Origin of the sequence: Maribacter algarum (ex Zhang et al. 2020) (assembly GCF_005885635.1) — a bacterium.
In the GTDB taxonomy this organism is placed as follows: domain Bacteria; phylum Bacteroidota; class Bacteroidia; order Flavobacteriales; family Flavobacteriaceae; genus Maribacter_C; species Maribacter_C algarum.
In genome coordinates this window covers 597,634-618,005 of the sequence record NZ_VATY01000003.1, presented here as the reverse complement: position 1 = coordinate 618,005, position 20,372 = coordinate 597,634, and the positions used below count along the sequence as shown (strand labels likewise).

The 20,372-nt window shown below is 38.4% G+C and carries 20 protein-coding genes and 1 tRNA gene; 10 read left to right on the top strand and 11 right to left on the bottom strand.

Annotated elements, in window-relative coordinates:
- Nucleotides 1–37 precede the first annotated feature (37 nt).
- The 10 genes from mraY to FEE95_RS16355 all read left to right on the top strand — a co-directional run bounded on the left by mraY (nt 38) and on the right by FEE95_RS16355 (nt 10,950).
- Complete coding sequence (mraY, locus tag FEE95_RS16400) at nt 38–1,258, top strand: phospho-N-acetylmuramoyl-pentapeptide-transferase (protein ID WP_138659068.1); 1,221 nt, start codon at nt 38–40, stop codon at nt 1,256–1,258.
- A 1-nt stretch (nt 1,259) separates the two neighbouring features.
- Nucleotides 1,260–2,594: a UDP-N-acetylmuramoyl-L-alanine--D-glutamate ligase gene (gene murD, locus FEE95_RS16395; protein ID WP_138659067.1), complete on the top strand. Its 1,335-nt coding sequence runs from the start codon at nt 1,260–1,262 to the stop codon at nt 2,592–2,594.
- Nucleotides 2,595–2,597: 3 nt separating this feature from the next.
- Nucleotides 2,598–3,791, top strand: a complete 1,194-nt coding sequence (locus FEE95_RS16390; RefSeq protein ID WP_138659066.1) for an FtsW/RodA/SpoVE family cell cycle protein — start codon at nt 2,598–2,600, stop codon at nt 3,789–3,791.
- Nucleotides 3,778–4,866 carry an undecaprenyldiphospho-muramoylpentapeptide beta-N-acetylglucosaminyltransferase gene (murG, locus tag FEE95_RS16385; RefSeq protein WP_138659065.1) on the top strand — a complete coding sequence of 363 codons (1,089 nt, stop codon included), beginning with the start codon at nt 3,778–3,780 and terminating at the stop codon, nt 4,864–4,866. The genes FEE95_RS16390 and murG overlap by 14 nt, the downstream gene beginning before the upstream one ends.
- A 77-nt stretch (nt 4,867–4,943) precedes the next feature.
- Nucleotides 4,944–6,296, top strand: coding sequence for a UDP-N-acetylmuramate--L-alanine ligase (gene murC / locus FEE95_RS16380; RefSeq protein ID WP_138659064.1), 1,353 nt, complete (start codon nt 4,944–4,946; stop codon nt 6,294–6,296).
- Nucleotides 6,286–7,005, top strand: coding sequence for a cell division protein FtsQ/DivIB (locus FEE95_RS16375; RefSeq protein ID WP_138659063.1), 720 nt, complete (start codon nt 6,286–6,288; stop codon nt 7,003–7,005). The genes murC and FEE95_RS16375 overlap by 11 nt, the downstream gene beginning before the upstream one ends.
- Before the next feature lie 9 nt (nt 7,006–7,014).
- On the top strand, nt 7,015–8,346 hold the full coding sequence (gene ftsA, locus FEE95_RS16370) for a cell division protein FtsA (protein WP_138659062.1): 1,332 nt from the start codon (nt 7,015–7,017) through the stop codon (nt 8,344–8,346).
- Nucleotides 8,347–8,398: 52 nt separating this feature from the next.
- Nucleotides 8,399–10,327, top strand: a complete 1,929-nt coding sequence (ftsZ, locus tag FEE95_RS16365; protein WP_138659061.1) for a cell division protein FtsZ — start codon at nt 8,399–8,401, stop codon at nt 10,325–10,327.
- 93 nt (nt 10,328–10,420) lie between these two features.
- Complete coding sequence (locus FEE95_RS16360; RefSeq protein WP_138659060.1) at nt 10,421–10,870, top strand: GatB/YqeY domain-containing protein; 450 nt, start codon at nt 10,421–10,423, stop codon at nt 10,868–10,870.
- Between the two features lie 6 nt (nt 10,871–10,876).
- A tRNA-Arg gene (locus tag FEE95_RS16355) sits at nt 10,877–10,950 on the top strand.
- Nucleotides 10,951–11,202: 252 nt separating this feature from the next.
- On the opposite strand, the gene FEE95_RS22510 is transcribed toward FEE95_RS16355, so the two are convergent.
- The 11 genes from FEE95_RS22510 to FEE95_RS16300 form a co-directional block, all read right to left on the bottom strand.
- A complete protein-coding gene (locus FEE95_RS22510) occupies nt 11,203–11,370 on the bottom strand; it encodes a type IX secretion system membrane protein PorP/SprF (protein ID WP_394347958.1) in 168 nt (55 codons plus the stop codon).
- An 8-nt stretch (nt 11,371–11,378) separates the two neighbouring features.
- A complete protein-coding gene (locus FEE95_RS16345; protein WP_138659059.1) occupies nt 11,379–12,017 on the bottom strand; it encodes a Calx-beta domain-containing protein in 639 nt (212 codons plus the stop codon).
- A 393-nt stretch (nt 12,018–12,410) separates the two neighbouring features.
- Nucleotides 12,411–13,046: a DUF1266 domain-containing protein gene (locus FEE95_RS16340; protein ID WP_138659058.1), complete on the bottom strand. Its 636-nt coding sequence runs from the start codon at nt 13,044–13,046 to the stop codon at nt 12,411–12,413.
- 59 nt (nt 13,047–13,105) lie between these two features.
- Nucleotides 13,106–13,486 (bottom strand): hypothetical protein, encoded by a 381-nt coding sequence (locus FEE95_RS16335; protein ID WP_138659057.1) that lies wholly within the window; start codon nt 13,484–13,486, stop codon nt 13,106–13,108.
- A gap of 20 nt (nt 13,487–13,506) precedes the next feature.
- Nucleotides 13,507–13,911, bottom strand: a complete 405-nt coding sequence (locus tag FEE95_RS16330; RefSeq protein WP_138659056.1) for a hypothetical protein — start codon at nt 13,909–13,911, stop codon at nt 13,507–13,509.
- 219 nt (nt 13,912–14,130) lie between these two features.
- Nucleotides 14,131–14,775: a response regulator gene (locus FEE95_RS16325; protein WP_138659055.1), complete on the bottom strand. Its 645-nt coding sequence runs from the start codon at nt 14,773–14,775 to the stop codon at nt 14,131–14,133.
- On the bottom strand, nt 14,772–16,715 hold the full coding sequence (locus FEE95_RS16320) for a tetratricopeptide repeat-containing sensor histidine kinase (protein ID WP_138659054.1): 1,944 nt from the start codon (nt 16,713–16,715) through the stop codon (nt 14,772–14,774). The genes FEE95_RS16325 and FEE95_RS16320 overlap by 4 nt, the downstream gene beginning before the upstream one ends.
- A gap of 179 nt (nt 16,716–16,894) precedes the next feature.
- Nucleotides 16,895–17,878 carry a YpdA family putative bacillithiol disulfide reductase gene (locus tag FEE95_RS16315; RefSeq protein ID WP_138659053.1) on the bottom strand — a complete coding sequence of 328 codons (984 nt, stop codon included), beginning with the start codon at nt 17,876–17,878 and terminating at the stop codon, nt 16,895–16,897.
- Nucleotides 17,878–18,537, bottom strand: coding sequence for a ribulose-phosphate 3-epimerase (rpe, locus tag FEE95_RS16310; RefSeq protein WP_138659052.1), 660 nt, complete (start codon nt 18,535–18,537; stop codon nt 17,878–17,880). Before rpe ends, FEE95_RS16315 begins: the two co-directional genes overlap by 1 nt.
- A gap of 134 nt (nt 18,538–18,671) precedes the next feature.
- Nucleotides 18,672–19,547, bottom strand: coding sequence for a tetratricopeptide repeat protein (locus tag FEE95_RS16305; RefSeq protein ID WP_171037071.1), 876 nt, complete (start codon nt 19,545–19,547; stop codon nt 18,672–18,674).
- 11 nt (nt 19,548–19,558) lie between these two features.
- Nucleotides 19,559–20,371, bottom strand: coding sequence for a methyltransferase domain-containing protein (locus FEE95_RS16300; RefSeq protein ID WP_171037070.1), 813 nt, complete (start codon nt 20,369–20,371; stop codon nt 19,559–19,561).
- Nucleotide 20,372: the final 1 nt, after the last annotated feature.

Here is a 20,372-nt window from a genome sequence, read left to right as displayed (position 1 = left end):
TGAAGCAGTTGAAGGGCTACAAAGCTAAAAGAGAGTAATGCTATACTATCTATTCGAGTATTTAGAAACACAATACCAAGTGCCTGGGGCTAGTTTGTTCCAGTTCACAACGTTTCGTGCGGCTATGGCAATCTTATTTTCTTTGATTATTGCTACGGTTTATGGAAAGCGTATTATCCTCTTTTTACAGAAAAAACAAATTGGAGAGACCGTTCGTGATTTAGGCCTTGATGGTCAAAAGCAGAAAGCCGGAACTCCAACTATGGGTGGGTTAATTATCATTTTGGCGACTTTGATTCCGGTGTTGCTTTTTACAAAATTGGATAATATTTATATCATTCTGTTAATTGCAGCTACCGTCTGGATGGGTGTTATTGGCTTTCTAGATGATTATATAAAGGTATTCCGTAAAAATAAAGAAGGACTCAAAGGGCGGTTTAAGATTTTAGGTCAAATTGGTCTCGGTCTTATCGTTGGTGCTACGCTTTATTTTCATCCCGAGGTGACTATGCGCGAGCATAGCAAAACTATAATTACAGAACAATTTACAGTTGAAGAAGTAAGGGGCCAAGAAATCAAATCCACCATGACAACAGTTCCTTTTTTCAAAAATAACGAATTTGATTACGGAGATTTAATTGGTTGGGCTGGTGATGGAGCTAAGGAATATGCATGGTTGATTTTCATTCCCATAATTATTCTAATTGTCGCAGGTGTATCTAATGGTGCGAATTTAACAGACGGTATTGATGGACTTGCCGCTGGAAGTTCGGCAATAATCGTGTTTACTCTTGGTGTTTTTGCCTTAGTTTCTGGTAATATTTTCTTCTCGGAATATCTAGATGTCATGTATATACCCGGTTCTGGAGAGCTGTTGGTTTTCGTAAGCGCATTTGTAGGATCCTTAGTCGGATTTTTATGGTACAATACCTTCCCTGCGCAAGTATTTATGGGCGATACGGGTAGTTTGACTATTGGTGGTATTATCGCGGTTTTGGCAATAATCTTGAGAAAAGAATTACTGATTCCGGTGTTATGCGGAATCTTTTTTGCCGAGTCGCTTTCCGTGATGTTACAGGTGGGATATTTCAAATACACACGAAAGAAATTCGGAGAAGGAAGACGCATTTTTTTAATGTCACCCGTACATCATCATTTTCAGAAGAAAGGATATCACGAAAGCAAGATAGTAACTCGCTTCTGGATTGTCGGTATTTTCTTGGCAATCATGACTATAGTGACACTAAAAATCCGCTAGTATGAAGCGATTGGTAGTGCTTGGTGGAGGTGAAAGCGGAGTTGGTACGGCCATTTTAGGGAAAAAGAAAGGATACGAAGTTTTTGTATCCGACAAGGGAAAGATTAAAGACAAGTATAAAAAAGTTCTTGAACATTTTGAGATTGATTGGGAGGATGAAACCCATACAGAAGATAAGATTCTCAATGCCGATTTGGTAATGAAGAGTCCGGGTATTCCTGATACGGTTCCATTAGTAGTGCAGCTTACGAATAAAGGGATTTCAGTGATTTCTGAGATTGAATTTGCATCTAGATATACAGATGCAACCATCATAGGAATAACCGGAAGCAATGGTAAAACCACTACAACGATGTTGACAAATCATATTTTTAAACAAGGTGGATTGAACGTCGGTATGGCGGGCAACATTGGTGATAGTTATGCGAAAATGGTTGCTGAAAACGATTTTGATTCCTACGTTTTGGAAATCAGCAGTTTTCAATTGGACGGTATAAAGGATTTCAGACCGCATATAGCAATCCTCACCAACATTACACCGGATCATTTAGATCGGTATGAGTATCAATTTGAAAACTATATCGCATCTAAATTCAGGATTGCCGAAAATCAGAAAAGTGAAGATTATCTGATTTATGATGCGGATGATGAAGTAATTGTGAATTGGTTAAAACACCATCCCGTTCAATCCAAATTGATGCCTTTTTCCATCCAAAGAGAAGTGGAGGAAGGTGCATATCTCGAGAACAACGACATAATAATAACAACTAATAACGATAGCATTCAAATGACGACAGACCATTTAGCACTAGAGGGAAAACACAACTTGAAAAATACAATGGCAGCTTCAATGGCGGCGAAGCTTGTTAGTATTCGAAAGGAAACTATTCGAGAGAGCATCATGAATTTTCAGGGAGCTCCACATCGATTAGAGAAAGTGCTGAAAATCGGACATGTTCAATATATCAATGATTCAAAGGCCACAAATGTAAATGCCACATTTTATGCCTTGGATAGTATGAGTGCCCCCACAGTTTGGATTGTTGGCGGTGTCGATAAAGGCAATGATTATAAAGAATTGATGCCATTGGTTCGTGAAAAAGTGAAGGCAATTATTTGTTTGGGAATGGATAATTCCAAAATAAAAGATGCTTTTGGTAATGTGGTGGACCTTATGGTTGAAACCTTCGCCATGGAGGAAGCTATTAAGGTTGCCTATAAAATTGCAGAACGCGGTGATACGGTTTTATTGTCGCCTGCCTGCGCCAGTTTTGACCTTTTTGATAATTACGAGGACCGTGGAAATCAATTTAAAGAAGCGATTAAAAATTTATAATACGTGTTAGCATTATTTAAAAATATAAACGGAGATAAAGCACTTTGGGCAGTTGTTGCCTTATTAGGCCTATTCTCTTTTTTACCTGTTTATAGTGCTAGTAGCAACTTGGTATATGTTGTAGGCAACGGCACACCAATTGGTCATTTGGTAAAACATGCCGTCTTTTTAATTTTTGGCTTCGGGATTATATATGGTATACACAGAATTCCAACACACTTTTTCAAAGGCTTGTCATTGATTGCCATGCCAATTGTAATCGTGTTGCTTGTAATCACTTTATTTCAGGGTTCTTCCGTAGATGGAACCAATGCCAGCCGATGGATTCGCTTGCCTTTTGTGAAGTTTCAGACATCCACTTTAGCGGCGGTTGTGCTTATGATTTATGTGGCACGGTATCTTACAAAAATCAAAGATGAAGCGATTAACTTCAAGGAGAGCATTGTGCCTTTGTGGCTTCCTGTATTTGCAGTGGTTGGTTTGATTCTACCTGCTAACTTTTCTACTGCTGGAATCATATTTACTATGGTTCTTGTACTATGTTTTATTGGGGGTTATCCTTTTAAATACCTAATGGGAATTGTTGGGTCTGGACTATTAGCACTGACATTCTTTATTCTAGTGGCCAAAGCCTTCCCAGATGCTTTTGCAAACCGTGTTGATACTTGGGAAAATAGGTTCGAGAATTTCATGAATGGAGAGGATACCGAAGCTGATTACCAAATCGAAAAAGCAAAGATTGCTATAGCAACAGGTGGAATTGTTGGGAAGGGAGCTGGGAAAAGTGTACAGAAAAATTTTCTACCACAGAGTTCTTCGGATTTTATTTATGCCATTATCGTCGAAGAATATGGATTGGTTGGAGGTGTGGTGTTAATGCTGTTTTTCTTGTTCCTATTGTTTCGAATCGTGGTAATTGCCAATGGCAGTCCCACAACTTTTGGAACCTTACTGGCGCTTGCTGTGGGTTTACCTATCATATTTCAAGCAATGATAAATATGGCTGTTGCTGTTGAGTTGTTTCCTGTTACGGGACAGAACTTACCCTTAATCAGTAGCGGTGGAACATCCGCATGGATGACCTGTCTTGCTATTGGAATAGTTCTTAGCGTAAGTAATAAACAACATAGAAAGAGTAAATCGAATTTGAATATTAATGAAACCAATCCTTTAGAAATATTAAGTGGGCAGCTATAGGTTTATTCTTTCTGGAGGTGGTACAGGCGGGCATATTTATCCCGCGATTGCGATAGCAAATGAGTTGAAAAAGAGGCATCCGGATGCTGAGTTTCTTTTTGTGGGAGCTGAGGATAGAATGGAGATGGAGAAAGTGCCTTTGGCAGGATATAAAATTATTGGATTGGAAATTTCAGGGTTTCAACGAAAGTTGACCCTAAAGAATTTGTCATTCCCTTTTAAAGTGATAAAAAGTTTGAGAAAAGCTGGTAAAATCGTTTCCGAGTTCAAACCTGATGTCGTCATTGGCACAGGTGGGTTTGCCAGTGGTCCGGTTTTACGGGTGGCTTCAGGTAGAGGTATTCCATGCCTGTTGCAAGAACAAAACTCATATGCAGGAGTGACCAATAAACTTTTAAAAAATAAGGTTGCCAAAGTATGTGTGGCCTATGATGGTATGGAGAAGTTTTTTCCGGCAGCTAAGATTATAAAGACGGGTAATCCCATTCGAGCAAGTTTAGCTGAAATGAAAGTGGATAAATCTCAAGCCGCGGGCTTTTTTATGTTGAACCCCAGAACGCCAACAGTATTAGTTTTGGGGGGCAGTTTAGGCGCACGAAGAATAAATCAATTGATTGAAGACGAATTGACATTCTTCAAGAAGTTCGGTATTCAGATCATATGGCAATGTGGCAAACTATATTATGATGACTATAAGAAGTATAGTTCCGATTTAGTGAAAGTGGAGGACTTTTTAAACCGTATGGACTTTGCTTACACCGCTGCGGATATTATTATTTCAAGGGCAGGAGCGGGCTCGGTCTCCGAACTCAGCGTGGTTGGGAAGCCTACCATTTTTATTCCTTCACCAACTGTGGCAGAAGACCATCAGACCAAAAATGCGCAGGCTTTGGTTGATAAGAATGCGGCTGTCATGCTAAAAGAAGAGAACTTGGACGATGATTTTGAGACCGTCTTTTGTGAAATTTTTGATGCGCAGGAAAGGCAACAAGAGTTGAGTGAAAATTTTAAGAAAATGGCATTACCAAAAGCCACAGAACATATAGTTGACGAAATTGAAAAGTTATTGAATTAGCCAAAGGTTAGTGCGCCTTCCTCTCCCCAAGGGAAGGTAGCTTCTAACTTAACTTTAAAGAACAAGAACATTGTAAAATGAATTTGAAAAGCATACATAAGGTCTACTTCATAGGTATCGGAGGCATCGGTATGTCTGCTCTAGCCCGCTATTTCAAGTTCATAAAAAAGAATGTTGCAGGCTACGATAAAACGGAAACTCCCTTAACAAGGGAATTGACAAAATTGGGAATCGATATTCACTATCATGATAAAGTAGAATTGATTTCTCCGGAATACTTTGATTCAGATACCACTTTAGTGGTGTATACTCCTGCAGTCCCCAATACCCATATTGAATATCAATACTTTTTAAATGCCGGATTCGATATCAAAAAACGATCGGAAGTACTGGGATTAATCACTAAGGATACCTTCTGTTTTGCCGTTGCAGGAACTCACGGAAAAACCACAACTTCAAGTATTCTAGCACATTTGCTAAAAGAAACTGGCACTCCGTTGACGGCATTTCTCGGAGGTATTTCAGAGGATTTCAACAGCAATTTTTTATTAGAAGGAACTGAGTTTTCAGTAGTAGAAGCGGACGAATTTGATCGTTCTTTTTTAAGACTGTCGCCAAATGTAGCCTGTGTTACCTCAATGGATGCAGATCATTTGGATATCTATGGCAGTGGTGAGGAATTGCACAAATCCTTCAGGGATTTTACTAACCGTCTTAAACCAGGCGGAAAATTATTCGTGCGAAAGGGGTTGCCTTTAGAGGGCATAACCTATGGAATAGAAGATGGTTCCGACTACTGTATTACAAATTTAAGAATTGAACATGGCACCTACATATTTGATTTGAACACTCCTGAAGCTACCCTATCAGGAGTTAAGTTCAATAAACCTGGAAGGCATAATTTATTGAATGGTTTAGTAGCTTTTGCGATGGCGGTGGAATCAAATTCCCCCGCTCACCGCCTAGCTGAAGCACTAGAAACTTTTAAAGGGGTGCAGCGTCGATTTTCGTACAAAATTAAGAATGATGATTTTGTTTTTATTGATGATTATGCGCATCACCCGACAGAAATCAATGCAGTTTATGATGCAATTTCTGAGATGCATCCCGATAAAAAAGTGCTGGCGATTTTTCAGCCACATTTGTTTTCAAGGACTAAAGATTTTGCTGATGATTTCGCAGAAAGCCTGTCAAAATTCGATGCGATTATCCTATTGGATATCTATCCGGCAAGAGAATTACCTATGGAAGGAATCACTTCTGAATGGTTGTTGGGAAAAATAGAAAATCCGAAGAAAAAAATAGTTCAAAAAGAAGAATTAATTGAAGAAATAAAAAGACAAAATCCTGAATTACTGGTCACTATGGGCGCTGGTGATATAGGATTGGAAGTGCCTAAATTAAAAAAAGAATTAGAGTATGCGAATTAATTGGAATTACATAAAGATAATTGCCTTGTTGGTAGTAGTAACGGGGCTTTATGCATTTTCGAATCATAGGAGTGATGTTAAGAAAATCAATGAAATAAACATTGAATTCGTTGGTAGTCAGAACCTTTACATAACTGAAGCTATGGTTAATAAATTGTTAATACAAAATTACGGTAGCTTCAAAAATGTGCCCAAAGAAAAATTAGTTTTGAATAAGATCGAAAAAATCATTGAGACCAATAAAATGGTCAAAAATGCACAAGTTTATCTAACCATTGATGGTGAACTTGAAGCAAGAATTGAGCAGCGTAAGCCAATCGGAAGAATAGAAGGAGAAAGTAAATTTTATTTGGACGAAGATGGTAAACGCATGCCTTTATCTATGAGTCATTCGGCAAGAGTGCCCATTATTACGGGTAATGTTACAGGTAAAAGTTTAGAAGATGTCTATGAAATTTTGAAGTATATCAATGAGGATCAGTTCCTTAGGAAAAATGTAATCGGCATTCATGTCGAAGATGTGGATAAATACCAACTGCGTTTTCGAATGGAGCAGTTTACGGTCCATTTAGGAGGAATTGACGGTTTGGAAGAAAAGTTTAACAATTTTAAAGCTTTTTATACCAAAGCGAACAGAGATAAAACTTTAGACAATTATAACATCGTCAGCTTAGAATTCAACAACCAAGTAGTGTGCACTAAAATATAAATCAATCAAATGGAACAGGGAAAATATTCAGTCGGTCTTGACATAGGAACTACGAAAATCGTCGCCATCATCGGTAGGGAAAATGAGTATGGCAAAATTGAGGTTTTAGGTATTGGTAAATCGAAAAGTTTAGGTGTTCACCGTGGAGTAGTGAACAATATCACTCAGACAATTAAGTCGATTCAACAGGCTGTTGAAGAGGCGGAAGTAAATTCTGGATTGAAAATTGGATCTGTTGTGGTCGGTATTGCGGGGCAGCATATTAGAAGCTTGCATCACAGTGACTATATTACACGAGCAGATTCTGAAGAAGTTATTAATGAGGATGATTTAGATAAATTGTGTAATCAAGTATATAAGTTGGTTATGCTTCCAGGGGAAGAAATTATCCATGTTTTACCTCAGGAATATAAAGTAGATGGCCAAGCAGAAATCAAACAGCCGATTGGAATGTATGGTGGACGATTGGAAGCTAATTTTCATGTTGTGGTTGGTCAGGTATCCTCAATTAAAAATGTAGCACGCTGTATTAAAAGTGCCGGATTGGATTTAGGAAACATTACCCTAGAGCCCCTAGCATCTTCTGAAGCTGTATTGAGTCAAGAAGAGAAGGAAGCCGGTGTTGCATTGATTGATATAGGAGGTGGTACTACGGATTTAGCAATTTTCAAAGACGGAATCATTAGACATACCGCAGTTATTCCATTTGGCGGAGGAGTCATTACGGAAGACATTAAAGAAGGGTGTTCCATTATCGAAAAGCAAGCTGAACTTTTAAAAATGAAGTTCGGTTCTGCCTGGCCAGGAGAGAATAAGGATAATGAGATTGTTTCAATACCTGGTTTAAGAGGTAGAGAGCCGAAGGAAATCACTTTGAAGAATCTTTCCAAGATTATACATGCAAGGGTTGTAGAAATCATCGAGCAAGTATATGTGGAGATTAAAAATTACGGTCACGAAGAACAGAAGAAGAAATTAATTGCAGGTATCGTCCTTACGGGTGGTGGAAGTCAATTAAAGCACCTCAAGCAGTTGGTGGAATACATCACCGGAATGGATACTCGTATCGGTTATCCGAATGAGCATTTGGCCGGAGATTCAGATGAGGCGGTTGCAAGCCCGTTGTATGCAACGGCAGTTGGTCTTTTGATGAATGCTATTCGAAACGAAGGCAAAGAGCAAACAACTGAGGAAGAAGAAATGGAATTTGCTGAAGAAGAAGCTGTACTTGCAGGTCATGAAGGTGATACACAAACTGCATCCAAAGTTAGAAAAGAACGTAAATCAGTATTTGATAAATGGTCTGAAAAGTTGAAAGACTTTTTAGATAACGCAGAATAAAGGTCCTAATAGTAAGAAAAGAATTCACCCATAAACCAGTAATAAAAATAGTATGAGCAACAACACGGAATTTGAAGGAATAGCTTTCGATTTGCCCAAAAATCAAAGCAATGTAATAAAGGTCATCGGAGTAGGTGGTGGTGGTAGCAATGCCATTAATCATATGTTTCAGGCAGGAATCAACGGTGTTGATTTTGTAATCTTGAATACGGACTCTCAAGCATTGACAAATAGTTCTGTACCTAATAAAATTCAATTAGGGGTTTCCCTTACGGAAGGACTTGGTGCTGGCGCCAATCCTGAAGTTGGAGAGCAGGCGGCGATTGAAAGTACAGAAGAAATCAAAGGAATGTTGGATGTTACCACAAAAATGGTATTCATAACTGCCGGAATGGGTGGGGGGACAGGTACTGGTGCTGCTCCCGTTATTGCTAAAATGGCTAAGGAGATGGATATTTTAACTGTGGGAATCGTTACGATGCCATTTCAGTTTGAAGGAAAAATGCGATGCCAACAAGCTCAGTTGGGTATCGAAAGACTTCGAAACAATGTGGATTCTTTAATTGTAATCAATAATAACAAGCTTAGGGAAGTTTACGGAAATCTAGGCTTTAAAGCTGGATTCTCGAAAGCAGATGAGGTTTTAGCTACTGCTGCTCGTGGAATTGCTGAAGTTATTACACATCACTATACACAAAACATCGATTTACGTGATGCTAAAACGGTACTGTCGAATAGTGGTACTGCTATCATGGGCTCTGCAATCGCTACAGGTTCATCAAGAGCAAACGAAGCTATTATGAAAGCTTTGGATTCTCCATTATTGAATGATAATAAGATTACCGGAGCAAAGAACGTACTATTACTTATCGTTTCAGGTTCTCAAGAAATCACGATTGACGAGATTGGAGAAATCAATGATCACATACAAACAGAAGCCGGTCATGGCGCTAACATCATTATGGGTGTTGGTGAGGATGAAGACTTGGGTGAATCAATTGCGGTTACTGTTATTGCAACGGGTTTTGATGTAGATCAACAAGATGATATCGTAAATAGTGAAGCAAAGAAAATTATACATACCCTTGAAGAAGGTCAAAAGGCGGTTCAAGATTTGACTCCAAAAAATATCGTTCATCAATTGATTGAGGAAGAAGAGGTTGTTCAAGAGCCAATTCTGAAGCATACCCTAACCGATGATTTAGATGAATACGACTTGATTCCGACTACAAACTATATTCGGAATTTCAATGTTTTCTATGAAGAAGTTGTTGAAGAAGTAGCAGTTGAAAATGTGTCTGAGGATGATTTCATTATTATCGACTCAACTAAGTTACATGATATTGATGTCGTTGACCATGAAGTAGTCTCCAGCGGCAAGGAAGTTGAAGAAGACCAATTTGCGATGAGTTTTGAATTACCTATTGTAACGCCTAATGAGGAAGAAAAGGAAGATGAGAATGTTATTATGTTCGACCTATCCGAAGATGTGAGTGATATGGATGTCAATGATCATATTGAGGTGATTCCTGTTTTAGAGTATAATAAGGAAGGTGAGACACGCTATAGTTTGGACGATTATATGGAGTTGGAAAACCAGCTAACCGGAGCTAAATCTAAAGCTGAGGAGTTCGAGCCAAAGATTGTTGAAGATGAATTGGTTTTTGAGAAGAGAGTAGTTGCTGAGGAAACAAGTGAAACAGTAAAGGAAATCGACCCAATGGAAACACCCCTTGAGGAGTTACTAAAGGAGAGAGCTGATGAAAGAAGAAGAAAATTAAAGGACTTCAACTATAAGTTTCAGAACAGTCTGAGTAATATTGATGAAATAGAAAAAGAACCGGCTTATAAGCGTCAAGGTGTTGATTTAGACAATACACCTGCTGAAAAAAAGGTGTCTCGAACGACGCTGAGCGAAGATAGCAATGATGAAATTCAATTACGTTCGAATAACTCTTTCCTACATGACAATGTAGACTAACTCAATTAGTGCTACTCCACTACTTAAACCCGGAAGTAAGTTTTACTTTCGGGTTTATTTTTTATCTTCGCAATCCGAAAAAACAATTAAGTTATGGGCTTACAACAGCAAGTAATGGAAAAGATGAAGGAAGCAATGAAAGCCAAAGACAAGGTGGCTTTAGAATCGTTACGAGCAATCAAATCCGCTTTGTTGCTGGCAAGTACTGAAGCTGGATCTGATGGGGAAATGAGCGAGCAAGCAGAGATACAGTTAGTGCAGAAGTTGGTGAAACAACGTAAGGATAGTGCAGCCATTTTTATTGAGCAAGGACGACAAGATTTAGCCGATCCCGAATTAGCTCAGATAGGTGTTATTGAGCAGTTTTTGCCAGAACAGATGTCTGAGGAGGAGGTAGAAAAAATAGTAGTTGAAACAATCGCCTCGACTGGCGCAGAAGGAATGAAAGACATGGGAAAAGTAATGGGAATCGTTTCCAAAAAATTAGCTGGACAAGCTGATGGGAAGACGATTTCGACTATTGTTAAAATTAAATTGATGTAATAAAACGGCCGCGTGGCGCAACTGAATAGCGCATCAGATTTCGGCTCTGAGGGTTGGGGGTTTGAATCCCTTCGCGGTCACAAAAGGGTCTTGCTTAGCAAGACCTTTTTTTAATTTCAAGTATATTTTCTACGTTAATAATTTGAGAAGCCGGTATGATTTCACTCAATTTTTTAATCTTAATGTCCTTCCCTTAGCAGGGGAGGACCAAATATGACGCACTTTTTGTTATACAAAAAAACCTCCTATTTCCAGGAGGCTTTTAACCAAAATAATTAACAACCAAATCGTCCCTTTTGACATCCTACTGGCAAAAGGGTGATACTTTAATTCTATAATTTTAATTTTATAAACACTTCATGTGTTCCTTGGGATGCAGCTTGTACAGGGCTGTCATATGCCGATTCGTAGGCATAGCCTAGATCTACCCACTCGGCTACATTGAATAGGAATAGCCCTCCAAAGCCTTCGTCTAATCTATAGAGCCCTCCTAGTTCGATACGGTCTTTTATTCTGATAGCAGCGGTAAAGTTGTAGCTCCGTTACGTGCTGCAACCGTAACATCTGCAGAAGATGGTCCATTTATCGTTCTACGTGATGCTTTGAATTTAACATCATAAGTAAGTCCTGCTATGGTGTTAACATCTTGATATCCTTGTGAACCTAAATCAACTTCTAAAACCTTGTTTGCTCCATTTGTTCCGCCATACGTTGTTTCAGGACCGGTTTCAAAACCTAAGGTTCCAGTAGAAGTCCAAAATGTGGTTGCATTGTCAAATCCCGCATCATTTGCTAAATCTGCAGACACACTTATCGAGAAATCCTCTAAATCTTCAGGTGTGGTATCTCCGATAATTGGAATAGAAATTGTACCTGATGTACTGCCTTGCGGAATAGTAATTCGATCTCCGGGTACGATATAGTCCGTTCCTTCGGTAGCCGTATTTGCCGTGATATCATACAGAATGGTCACTCCACCAACAGGAGCTGCAGAAGGTAGCGTTACCGTTAGAACTGCATTAGAGCTACCGGAATTTCCTTCGATTATCGAGATATCTTCTACTGTTGCCTGTGCAAAAAGCGATGTGTTTCCTAAAAAAAGTGAAAAAATTATAATTGCTAGTAGCTTGTAAAATTGCTTCATCATGGTAAATTTGGGTTTCCTTCAAAAATTTAATAGATGACAATAACTTACTTTTATGTAGTATAATTCTTACAAATGTTGTGTAATGATGATGTTTTGTTGTGAAAGCATCGATTATGTGTGTGGTTGTTTGGGTGAAAGGGGTTGTTGGATGGTTGGATTGTGGGATGGATGCTTGAAGCTCGATGCTCGATGCTCGGTGCGCGAAGTCGGATTGTTGGACTATTGGATTTTTCGAAGAATAGATTATTGAGTATTTGCTACCCCAAGCTCTATGGAGCGGTTCTTCATTTGTGGGATTTTCTGGACGAAACTGCGACTTGAAAAATATTTAAATACAAAAAACGGATTGGTGAGCCCATCCGTTTTTTGTACTCTTGAAATAGAAGTGTTTTCTTATTTTGCGTTTAGGGGGATGATTTTGAAAATGGAATCATCGCCTTTGGTCATGTTTTCTGATAGGGCTTGGAATGCTTCTGCTTCGGGGTCGTTTTCATTCCAGTCTATTCTTCCTTTGTTGAAATCTGTATAATAGGCATCCCAAGTTGGGTATTTTTCTCTTGCAAGAGGCAGAACTTCTTGTGTCATGCTAATCACTTCGTCTTTACTTAAATATCCTGCCGCGTAACCCATACAGGCATTGTTTACGATACGTGCATAATCCCACGCTTTGAATTCGTGTTCTCTGGTTTTTAAATCCTGAATTGTTTCTACAAGAGAGGCTTTATTGGTTACGTCCCACATTTCTCTAAACATACTTTTGATACCCGCTGCTTGTGATTTTTCAAACGGAAATTCTAGAATTTCTTTATAGCCGCTAACTAAATCAGCATTGCTCGTATAGCCTGCATCACTCATCATAGATTTTACTTCATCTGCGCCGCCATATCCATTAAAGAAATAAATTCCGCCAAGCATAAAACCGCTCAGTTGTTCATCTTTTATCTGTGAATCTGAAGAGCCACAAGATGTTATTACTAAGGCAAAAAGGATGGCGAATACAGTTATAGAAGTTTTTTTTAATACATTCATTTTTTTGTGGTTTTTAAAGGTTATTTACTCGTATTATTTGCAATTCAACTAAAGCCTCTTTAGAAAGGGACAAGGTCTTCAGGTAGTTTAGATATTGGACTGATTATTTCAGTTGGTGTTTCACTAATTTTTCTGAAAGCACAAAACTTTTCTAATATTGTATCAACTTTCATGAGATCTTTTTGATTATCATATGACTTAAGAAATATTCTTTTTCTTGAATCTATACAAATGCTAATTTTCCCAATGGTAGCTGTCAACTCCGCATGAAGTTCTCCATCTTTCCAAACATTTTGGTTTGTAATAACCTGGTAATTATACATTCCTAAAATCTGTAGTAAATCTTTTAAGAATTCGATATGCTCATTTACTAAATCAAACTGAATATATGATTGCCCTTGGTCATTTGTAAAAAGGGAATACGTATAAAGAGTTTTCATAGGAATTGGAGGTTTAGGATTTATATCCCCGCAAGGGTATCATCTTTGATTTTCTGATAGTCCAATTCATCTATAAAGAAGCCATCTACTACTTCACGAATATGTACTGCCTGCAATGTGGAATTGGCGGTTTTGTATTCCGTTTGAATTAGTTCCTTTGCAGGAAATGTTTCGCAATACAATTCGGCTCCATCGGCATTAACAACTTTAATGGTTGCGGTACTCTCTAAAATAGTTTTTCCTGAAAGAGTAAGGTAGGCTAAATCACTATGATGCATTCCGGAAAAAGGTTTGATGGCAGAACTTTGCAAAAGAACATCTGACTTTAAAATTGATACTTGTTTTGGAATTTCGGTCATCTTTTTATCATTGCTACAAGAGATAAAAAAAACTGCAGTTGCGAATAAAAGGGCTTTTAGTTTCATAGTTGTTGTGTGTTATTGTTTTACACTTCAAAGATGAAGTAAAGGCTAAGGTAGAAGTAGGCTTAAAAACGTGAAATGGGACTAGCTGTTTTCAGGGGGGATTTAACCGAGTTAGGATAATTCGAAATTTGTGTTCCTAGGGTAACCACCCCGCCCTGCGGGCACCCCTCCTTGAAAAAGGGGGACCTGAAGAAAGTGGATTTTTAAGAAATCGGAGTTCTAAGAATCCAAAAGGCCCATTTTGATGGCATGTTTGGTGAGGCCGGCTAGGTTTTTTACTTGTAGTTTTGAGATAAGGTTTTTGCGGTAGCTTTCGATGGTGTGCTTGCTCAAGAAAAGTGTATCTGCGATTTCTTGTGTGGTGTTCTCCTCGGCGATAAGTTTTAATACTTCTTTTTCGCGTTCGGTCAGATTTACCTCTTCTTGTTTTTTATTTTCGAACATGGCGTCGGTATAGGCTCTTTTGATTTCGGCCGAAAAGTATTTTTCACCTTTTATGATAGTGCGAATGGCATCTAAAAGCTCATCTTTTTCTGCATTTTTTGGTACATAGCCATCGACATTATTGCGGATGAGTTTATCAATCATTTGCCCATCAATATGCATACTTACCACCAAGGTTTTTAAAGAAGGGTATTTCTCTTTGACAATCTTGTTCAATTCAATACCGTCCATTTCTGGCATGGTTAAATCGGTAACTAAAAGGTTTAAATCATCAACTCCGTTGATGTCTAAGTATTTTACTACTTGCGCACCATTTTTGAAGGTAGTTGTTACCGAGAATTCAGGTGCATCTTTTAAGATGCTCATGAGTCCGTCAATAAACATTTTATGGTCGTCGGCGATTATTAGATTGTAGTTCATGATTCTTTGGTTTTTATGGGAATTTCTATAGACACCACCGTTCCACGTTCTAGCGTAGAATCGATATGCAAAATTCCGGATAATTCTTTTATTCTGTTTTTTATATTTTGAAAACCTATGCCATCGGAAGAAGTTGTCGTTTTAAAGCCCTTTCCGTTATCCTCAAACAAAAGGGAAAGTTCGTTCTCGATGAGACTCAAATGAATATCCACTCTTGATGCGGCAGCATGTTTTAGGGTATTGGTCATTAACTCTTGAATAATCTTATAGATTTCCATCAGATGCTTTTCGTCAATAGCATTGATTTCCTTTTCTGGATGCGGATGGAAAGCTACTTCCAATTCTCCTGTATTTGAAATGGATTTGATGTATTCCTTAATTAATTGGGTAAAAGCATTTTCCTTAAATTTCTTAGGAATCAATGTATGTGAAATATCACGTACTAGCTGATAGGTTTCATCAATTTGTCCTGTTAAGGACTTTAGTTTTTCCGAATCCCCTTCCATACTGGCGAACTGCAGTTTAATTCCGGCAAGATTTCCACCAATACTATCATGTAGTTCTTGAGCAATTCGTTTGCGTTCTTCATCTTGCCCTTCAATAGAAGCTTTGATTAAATTCAGTTCTTGCTCTTGCTTCAAAGACTCCACTTTTTGGGTATTGATTTCCTCTTGTTTTTTTGCTAATTCACTCTGTGCTTGAATCTTTTGATAGTAAACATATAGCAAGGCCATAACTGGTATCAGGATAATTAAGAAACCAATTAGAAAAGCATTTTTAATCGTTTTTTGTCTTTTTAATTCGGCCTCTCGCACCAATTTTCCCTCTTCCAATTCTACGATTTCTTTTTCTTTTTCTAAGGTTTCGTATTGAATTTCAAGCTCTTTGATAATGGCCTTTTGCTGCTTGGAATTCTTTGCGCCAACCACTTGAAATAGTTGTGTTATTACGGCGTAGGCATTTTTATAATCCTCAAGTCTGGCATAACTTCGGGCCTGAACGCTGAGCGCATCTTTTTGAAATTCAAGATTCTCACGATCAATGGCGTTGATGTAGGCAAAACTCAAGGCGATATTGGCGGTTTCATACATGCCTTCTTTATAATAAAGCTTGCCTAAAAGTAAAGACCCTTCAAAATAGATGGCGGTATAGCCTTCTTTTAAAGCGCGTTCGCGAATATCTTCATAATCGGTAAAGGCTTTTCCAAGGTCATCATTGGCTTCCGCTAATTTTGCTTGTTCAAGGCTTACGGTTAACTCCATTTCTAAATCACTAAAATCAATGGACATTTTTAAGGCCTCATCATAATAGTTTCTCGCTTGGTCGTAATCCTCTTTTTTCAAATAGGCATTTCCTAATACCACAAGAACTTGATTGGTGGTTTTAGTAAACTCAGTACTGAATTGAGGTAAGGATTCTTCAAGTATGGAAATGGCTTTGTCTGTATCCCCTTTTGCCAAATACGCCTTAGCGAGACCTAACTTATTTTTGTATTCGTAGGCTCTGAAATTTCCTTCCTTTGCTGATTGAACGCCTTTGATATGCCATTTGGTTGAGTTTTCTAGAAGTCCGTTGAATGCATTTCCAACTCCCATGAAATAATGGGCTTTGGCAAATTCGCGGTTTTTTTCTTCTTCAGTTTTATCCCAATTTCCCAATTCCTTTTCATAGAGATTGGCATATTTTAGAATAGAATCAGTTTCTCCCTTTTTAATGTACGCCTCGGCAAACTGTTCAAAAATGGAAAAACGCTGTACTCCGAATGAAGCTTTCTTCAATTCTTTATAATAGGGTTCCAGTGATTTTTGTTTGGTATTCGGAATAGTAGAAAAGGTAATGCGCTTTGTTTCTTGGACTGTATCAGTTTCTGTATTTTGAGAGAAGACAGAGGCCGTAAAAAGACAAAGCCAACCCAACATAACTATTTTATTAGCACGCATTTTAGTATATGAAAAATTTGGTTCCTTTCTCAGAGGTATTTTTTTTGTTTGGTAATCAACTTGGTTTGTATTGAGGAACTAATAGTTCTTCTCAATGTACAAAATTAGCCTTTTAGCTATAACGCAAATACGCACATAATAGTGAATATGCACCCCCTGAAAACCGTGATATTCTAAAATTAGGGACTTTTTTCCCAGGATTGTTTTGCTCGGATATGCTTCACAATAATCTTTGCATGAATACGAGAGTTCTCGATAAACCATTTATGCGTTTCCATTCCACCGCAAATAACACCCGCTAAATAGAGTCCGGAAACATTACTCTCCATAGTGTCCGGATTGTAATTCGGAAGCTTTTTTTTATCTTCTGAAAGTTCAATACCCATTTTTTCTAAAAATTCGAAGTTGGGCATATAACCAGTTAGAGCCAAAACAAAATCATTTTCAAGGGTCATTTCACCGTTAGGAGATGCAATGATGATTTCATCTTCCTTGATTTCTTTTACCGTGGAATTGTAATAGGCCTTTATACTGCCTTCCTCAATACGGTTAATAATATCAGGACGTACCCAATATTTTACGCGCTTACCAACTTCGGGTCCACGAATAATCAAAGAGACTTCTGAACCTTTTCGGTAGCATTCCAATGCAGCATCAATCGCGGAATTACTAGCACCGATAACGGCGAGCTTCTGACTCGCATAAAAATGAGGGTTGTTGTAGTAATGTGAAACTTTGGGCAAATCTTCTCCCGGAACCTTCAAAGTATTTGGCAAATCATAAAAACCAGTTGCCAAGACGACATTCGAAGCGGTGTAGGTTCCTTTGTCCGAAACAATTGTAAATAAATCATCAGATTCACTGACACTTTCGACTTTTTCAAAAAGATGAATGTTCAACTTGTTCGAGGTGACAATTCTTCGGTAATATTCCAAAGCTTCATCGCGTTTTGGCTTTGCTTCGTTGCTGATAAAGGGAATATCATCGATTTCCAATTTTTCCGAAGAAGAGAAAAACTGCATGTTTGAAGGATAGTTGAAAAGGGAGTTGACAATCGGTCCTTTTTCGATAATAAGATAGTTCAGGCCTTTCTTTTGGGCTTCTAAACCGCAAGCGATTCCTATGGGGCCACCTCCAATAATAACAAGGTCGAATGATTTCATTACCCTGCAATTGCTTTTAAATCTAGAATGGTCTGGGTCGGGTTTGCGCTTTTGAAAACAAAGCTGCCTGCAACTAAAACATCAGCGCCGGCATCTGTTAAAGATTTCGCATTTAAGGACGTAACACCACCATCAATTTCAATTAAAGTACTAGCGCCTTTTCGTTGAATCATTGCTTTCAATTGCTTTACTTTCTCATAGGTGTTCTCAATAAATGATTGTCCCCCAAAACCTGGGTTCACACTCATCAAACAAACCACATCGATATCTTGAATGGTATCTTCCAATAAAGCAACACTTGTATGTGGATTCAAAGCCACTCCAGCTTTCATGCCCTCCGCTTTTATCGCTTGTAGCGTTCTGTGTAAATGCGTGCATGCTTCGTAGTGCACACTAAGTACGTCAGCGCCTAACTCCGAAAAAGTCTTTATGTAGCGGTCTGGGTCCACAATCATCAAATGCACATCCAAGGGTTTTGCGGCGTGTTTGGCTATTGCTTTTACGACAGGCATTCCGTAGGAAATATTCGGAACGAAAAGACCGTCCATGACATCAATATGATGCCAATCAGCTTCACTTTGGTTGACCATTTCAACGTCGCGTTGCAGATTACCAAAATCGGCGGCCAGGAGGGAAGGGGCTATTTTTGTACTCATTATATAGAATCTTCAGAATTCAATACAAAAGTACGTAATTGGATGGCTATGGAATATACCTGAAATCAATAGATTTAAGTTTATTCCTTAAAGTATTCAATGATATCGCCTTCAGCTGCGATGTAGCCGAAGGAATTCTAAGACTTGCTCTCAACTAAACTGCTCATCATTTCCTTTGCTTTTTCCTTATCATCATTATAGAAATACCAATTGGCAATTCCATAAAGTATGGCATCGTTGGAAGGACTTCCCGTTTTCGTCTGTAAAAGGGTATCCACAGGAATCAGGCCTTTATATAGTTTACAGAGTTCATGATAGCTTTGATTTTCAATGACATCCATTTTAACTTCAATTGGTTCCAGCATTTTAGTAGCCAATATTGAATCTCCGAGGCGTTGTTGTATCATATAAAGCCAGTGCGTACTTGAAACGATATTATCAGGAAGTTTTCCTGAAGCTCTACATTTAGTATAAGCTTCAAATGCTTTTTCGTAATCATGTGTCAGGTAATAGGCTAATCCCAAGTGATACCAAATATTGCCGTGTAGAGTGCTTACAGGAATATTCATTGCATTGGGCATTCCGTCAGGTTCGATTTCATTTTCAGTCCCTTCGATTAGTTGACCTGCTTTTTCTAAATCGGCGATGGCCTTATCAAATTTTCGCAGGGAGATATAACGGTGACCACGATGTCGATATAACTTTGCATCCTTGGGAAACTTCTTGATTCCCTTAGTGTATATGGCTATGGCATCTTCGTACTTTCCTAAATATGCCGTTCTTCTACCATACCAGATTATCTTATCTACATCATCGGGATTTGTCTCATAATCCTCTTTGGCTATAGTGTATTGACCCAATGATTTTTCGTAAGGTTCTGGCAAGATGATTTCTTTGCCCAAAGGCGTTATAAAATCTATCTGAGGTTCGGCGGAAGTGACCTCCTCTTTTTTTGCTTCCCGACAGCTAGAGTGAACGAGCAATACTAGTAGAACTATTCCGAGCTTTTTCATGTGAGTTTTGATTATATTTTTTCCGCAATAACTTCCACCATCAAACAGGGGCATATGGTTGCTCCATCAATTTTTTCTAATTCTTCCAAATCAAGAAGTGCTTCATTAACTTCTTCTGGAGTAAGATATTTTTGGGGAATGAGTCGCGGAAAATAGCTTTGAAAAAAGGTTTTTGGCCATTGCCAGACACCGTTTTTTGGAGTGGCTATTTTTGCCATGGGTCTAAGGCCAATTACTTTCATGCCAATTTCAGGAAGTATAGTTGGCAAATGTCTTCCTATATCAATTTCATTATCTGAATCTTTAAAACTTTTTAAAGCCATACAAATAGCTTTGGCTAGCGCTTCTTTTCTGGGTTCAGTTTGCAGCAACCCCCAATCATAGTATTCTTGAATAACCATTCTACCGCCAGGTTTCAATGCCGTAGAAACTTTTTTAAGTATTTCCTTTGGGTTTGGAATCCATGCCAAGGCCCACCTACAATACATGGCATCTAAGCTATTCGGTTGCAATTTCATTTCGCCGAAATCACCATGAATTGTTTCAATATTGAGATTGTATTGTTGGGCAATGGAATCTAAGAATTTGATGTACTTCTCTGATTTATCGATTGCGATTACCTTACCTTTCTCACCTGCTAGAAACGAAAGTTCTTTGGTGCAATATCCTGGTCCGCAACCTAAATCAAGAAATGTTTGTCCTGCACTAAAATTTGCCAGACGCCATCCACGCTGTGCTTCTTCCGCCCAGACTTGGTGTTGCACCCCTAATCTGAAAAGTTCTTCTTCATCCGCTCCTAAAATGTATGCTTTTTCTTCTGTCAAA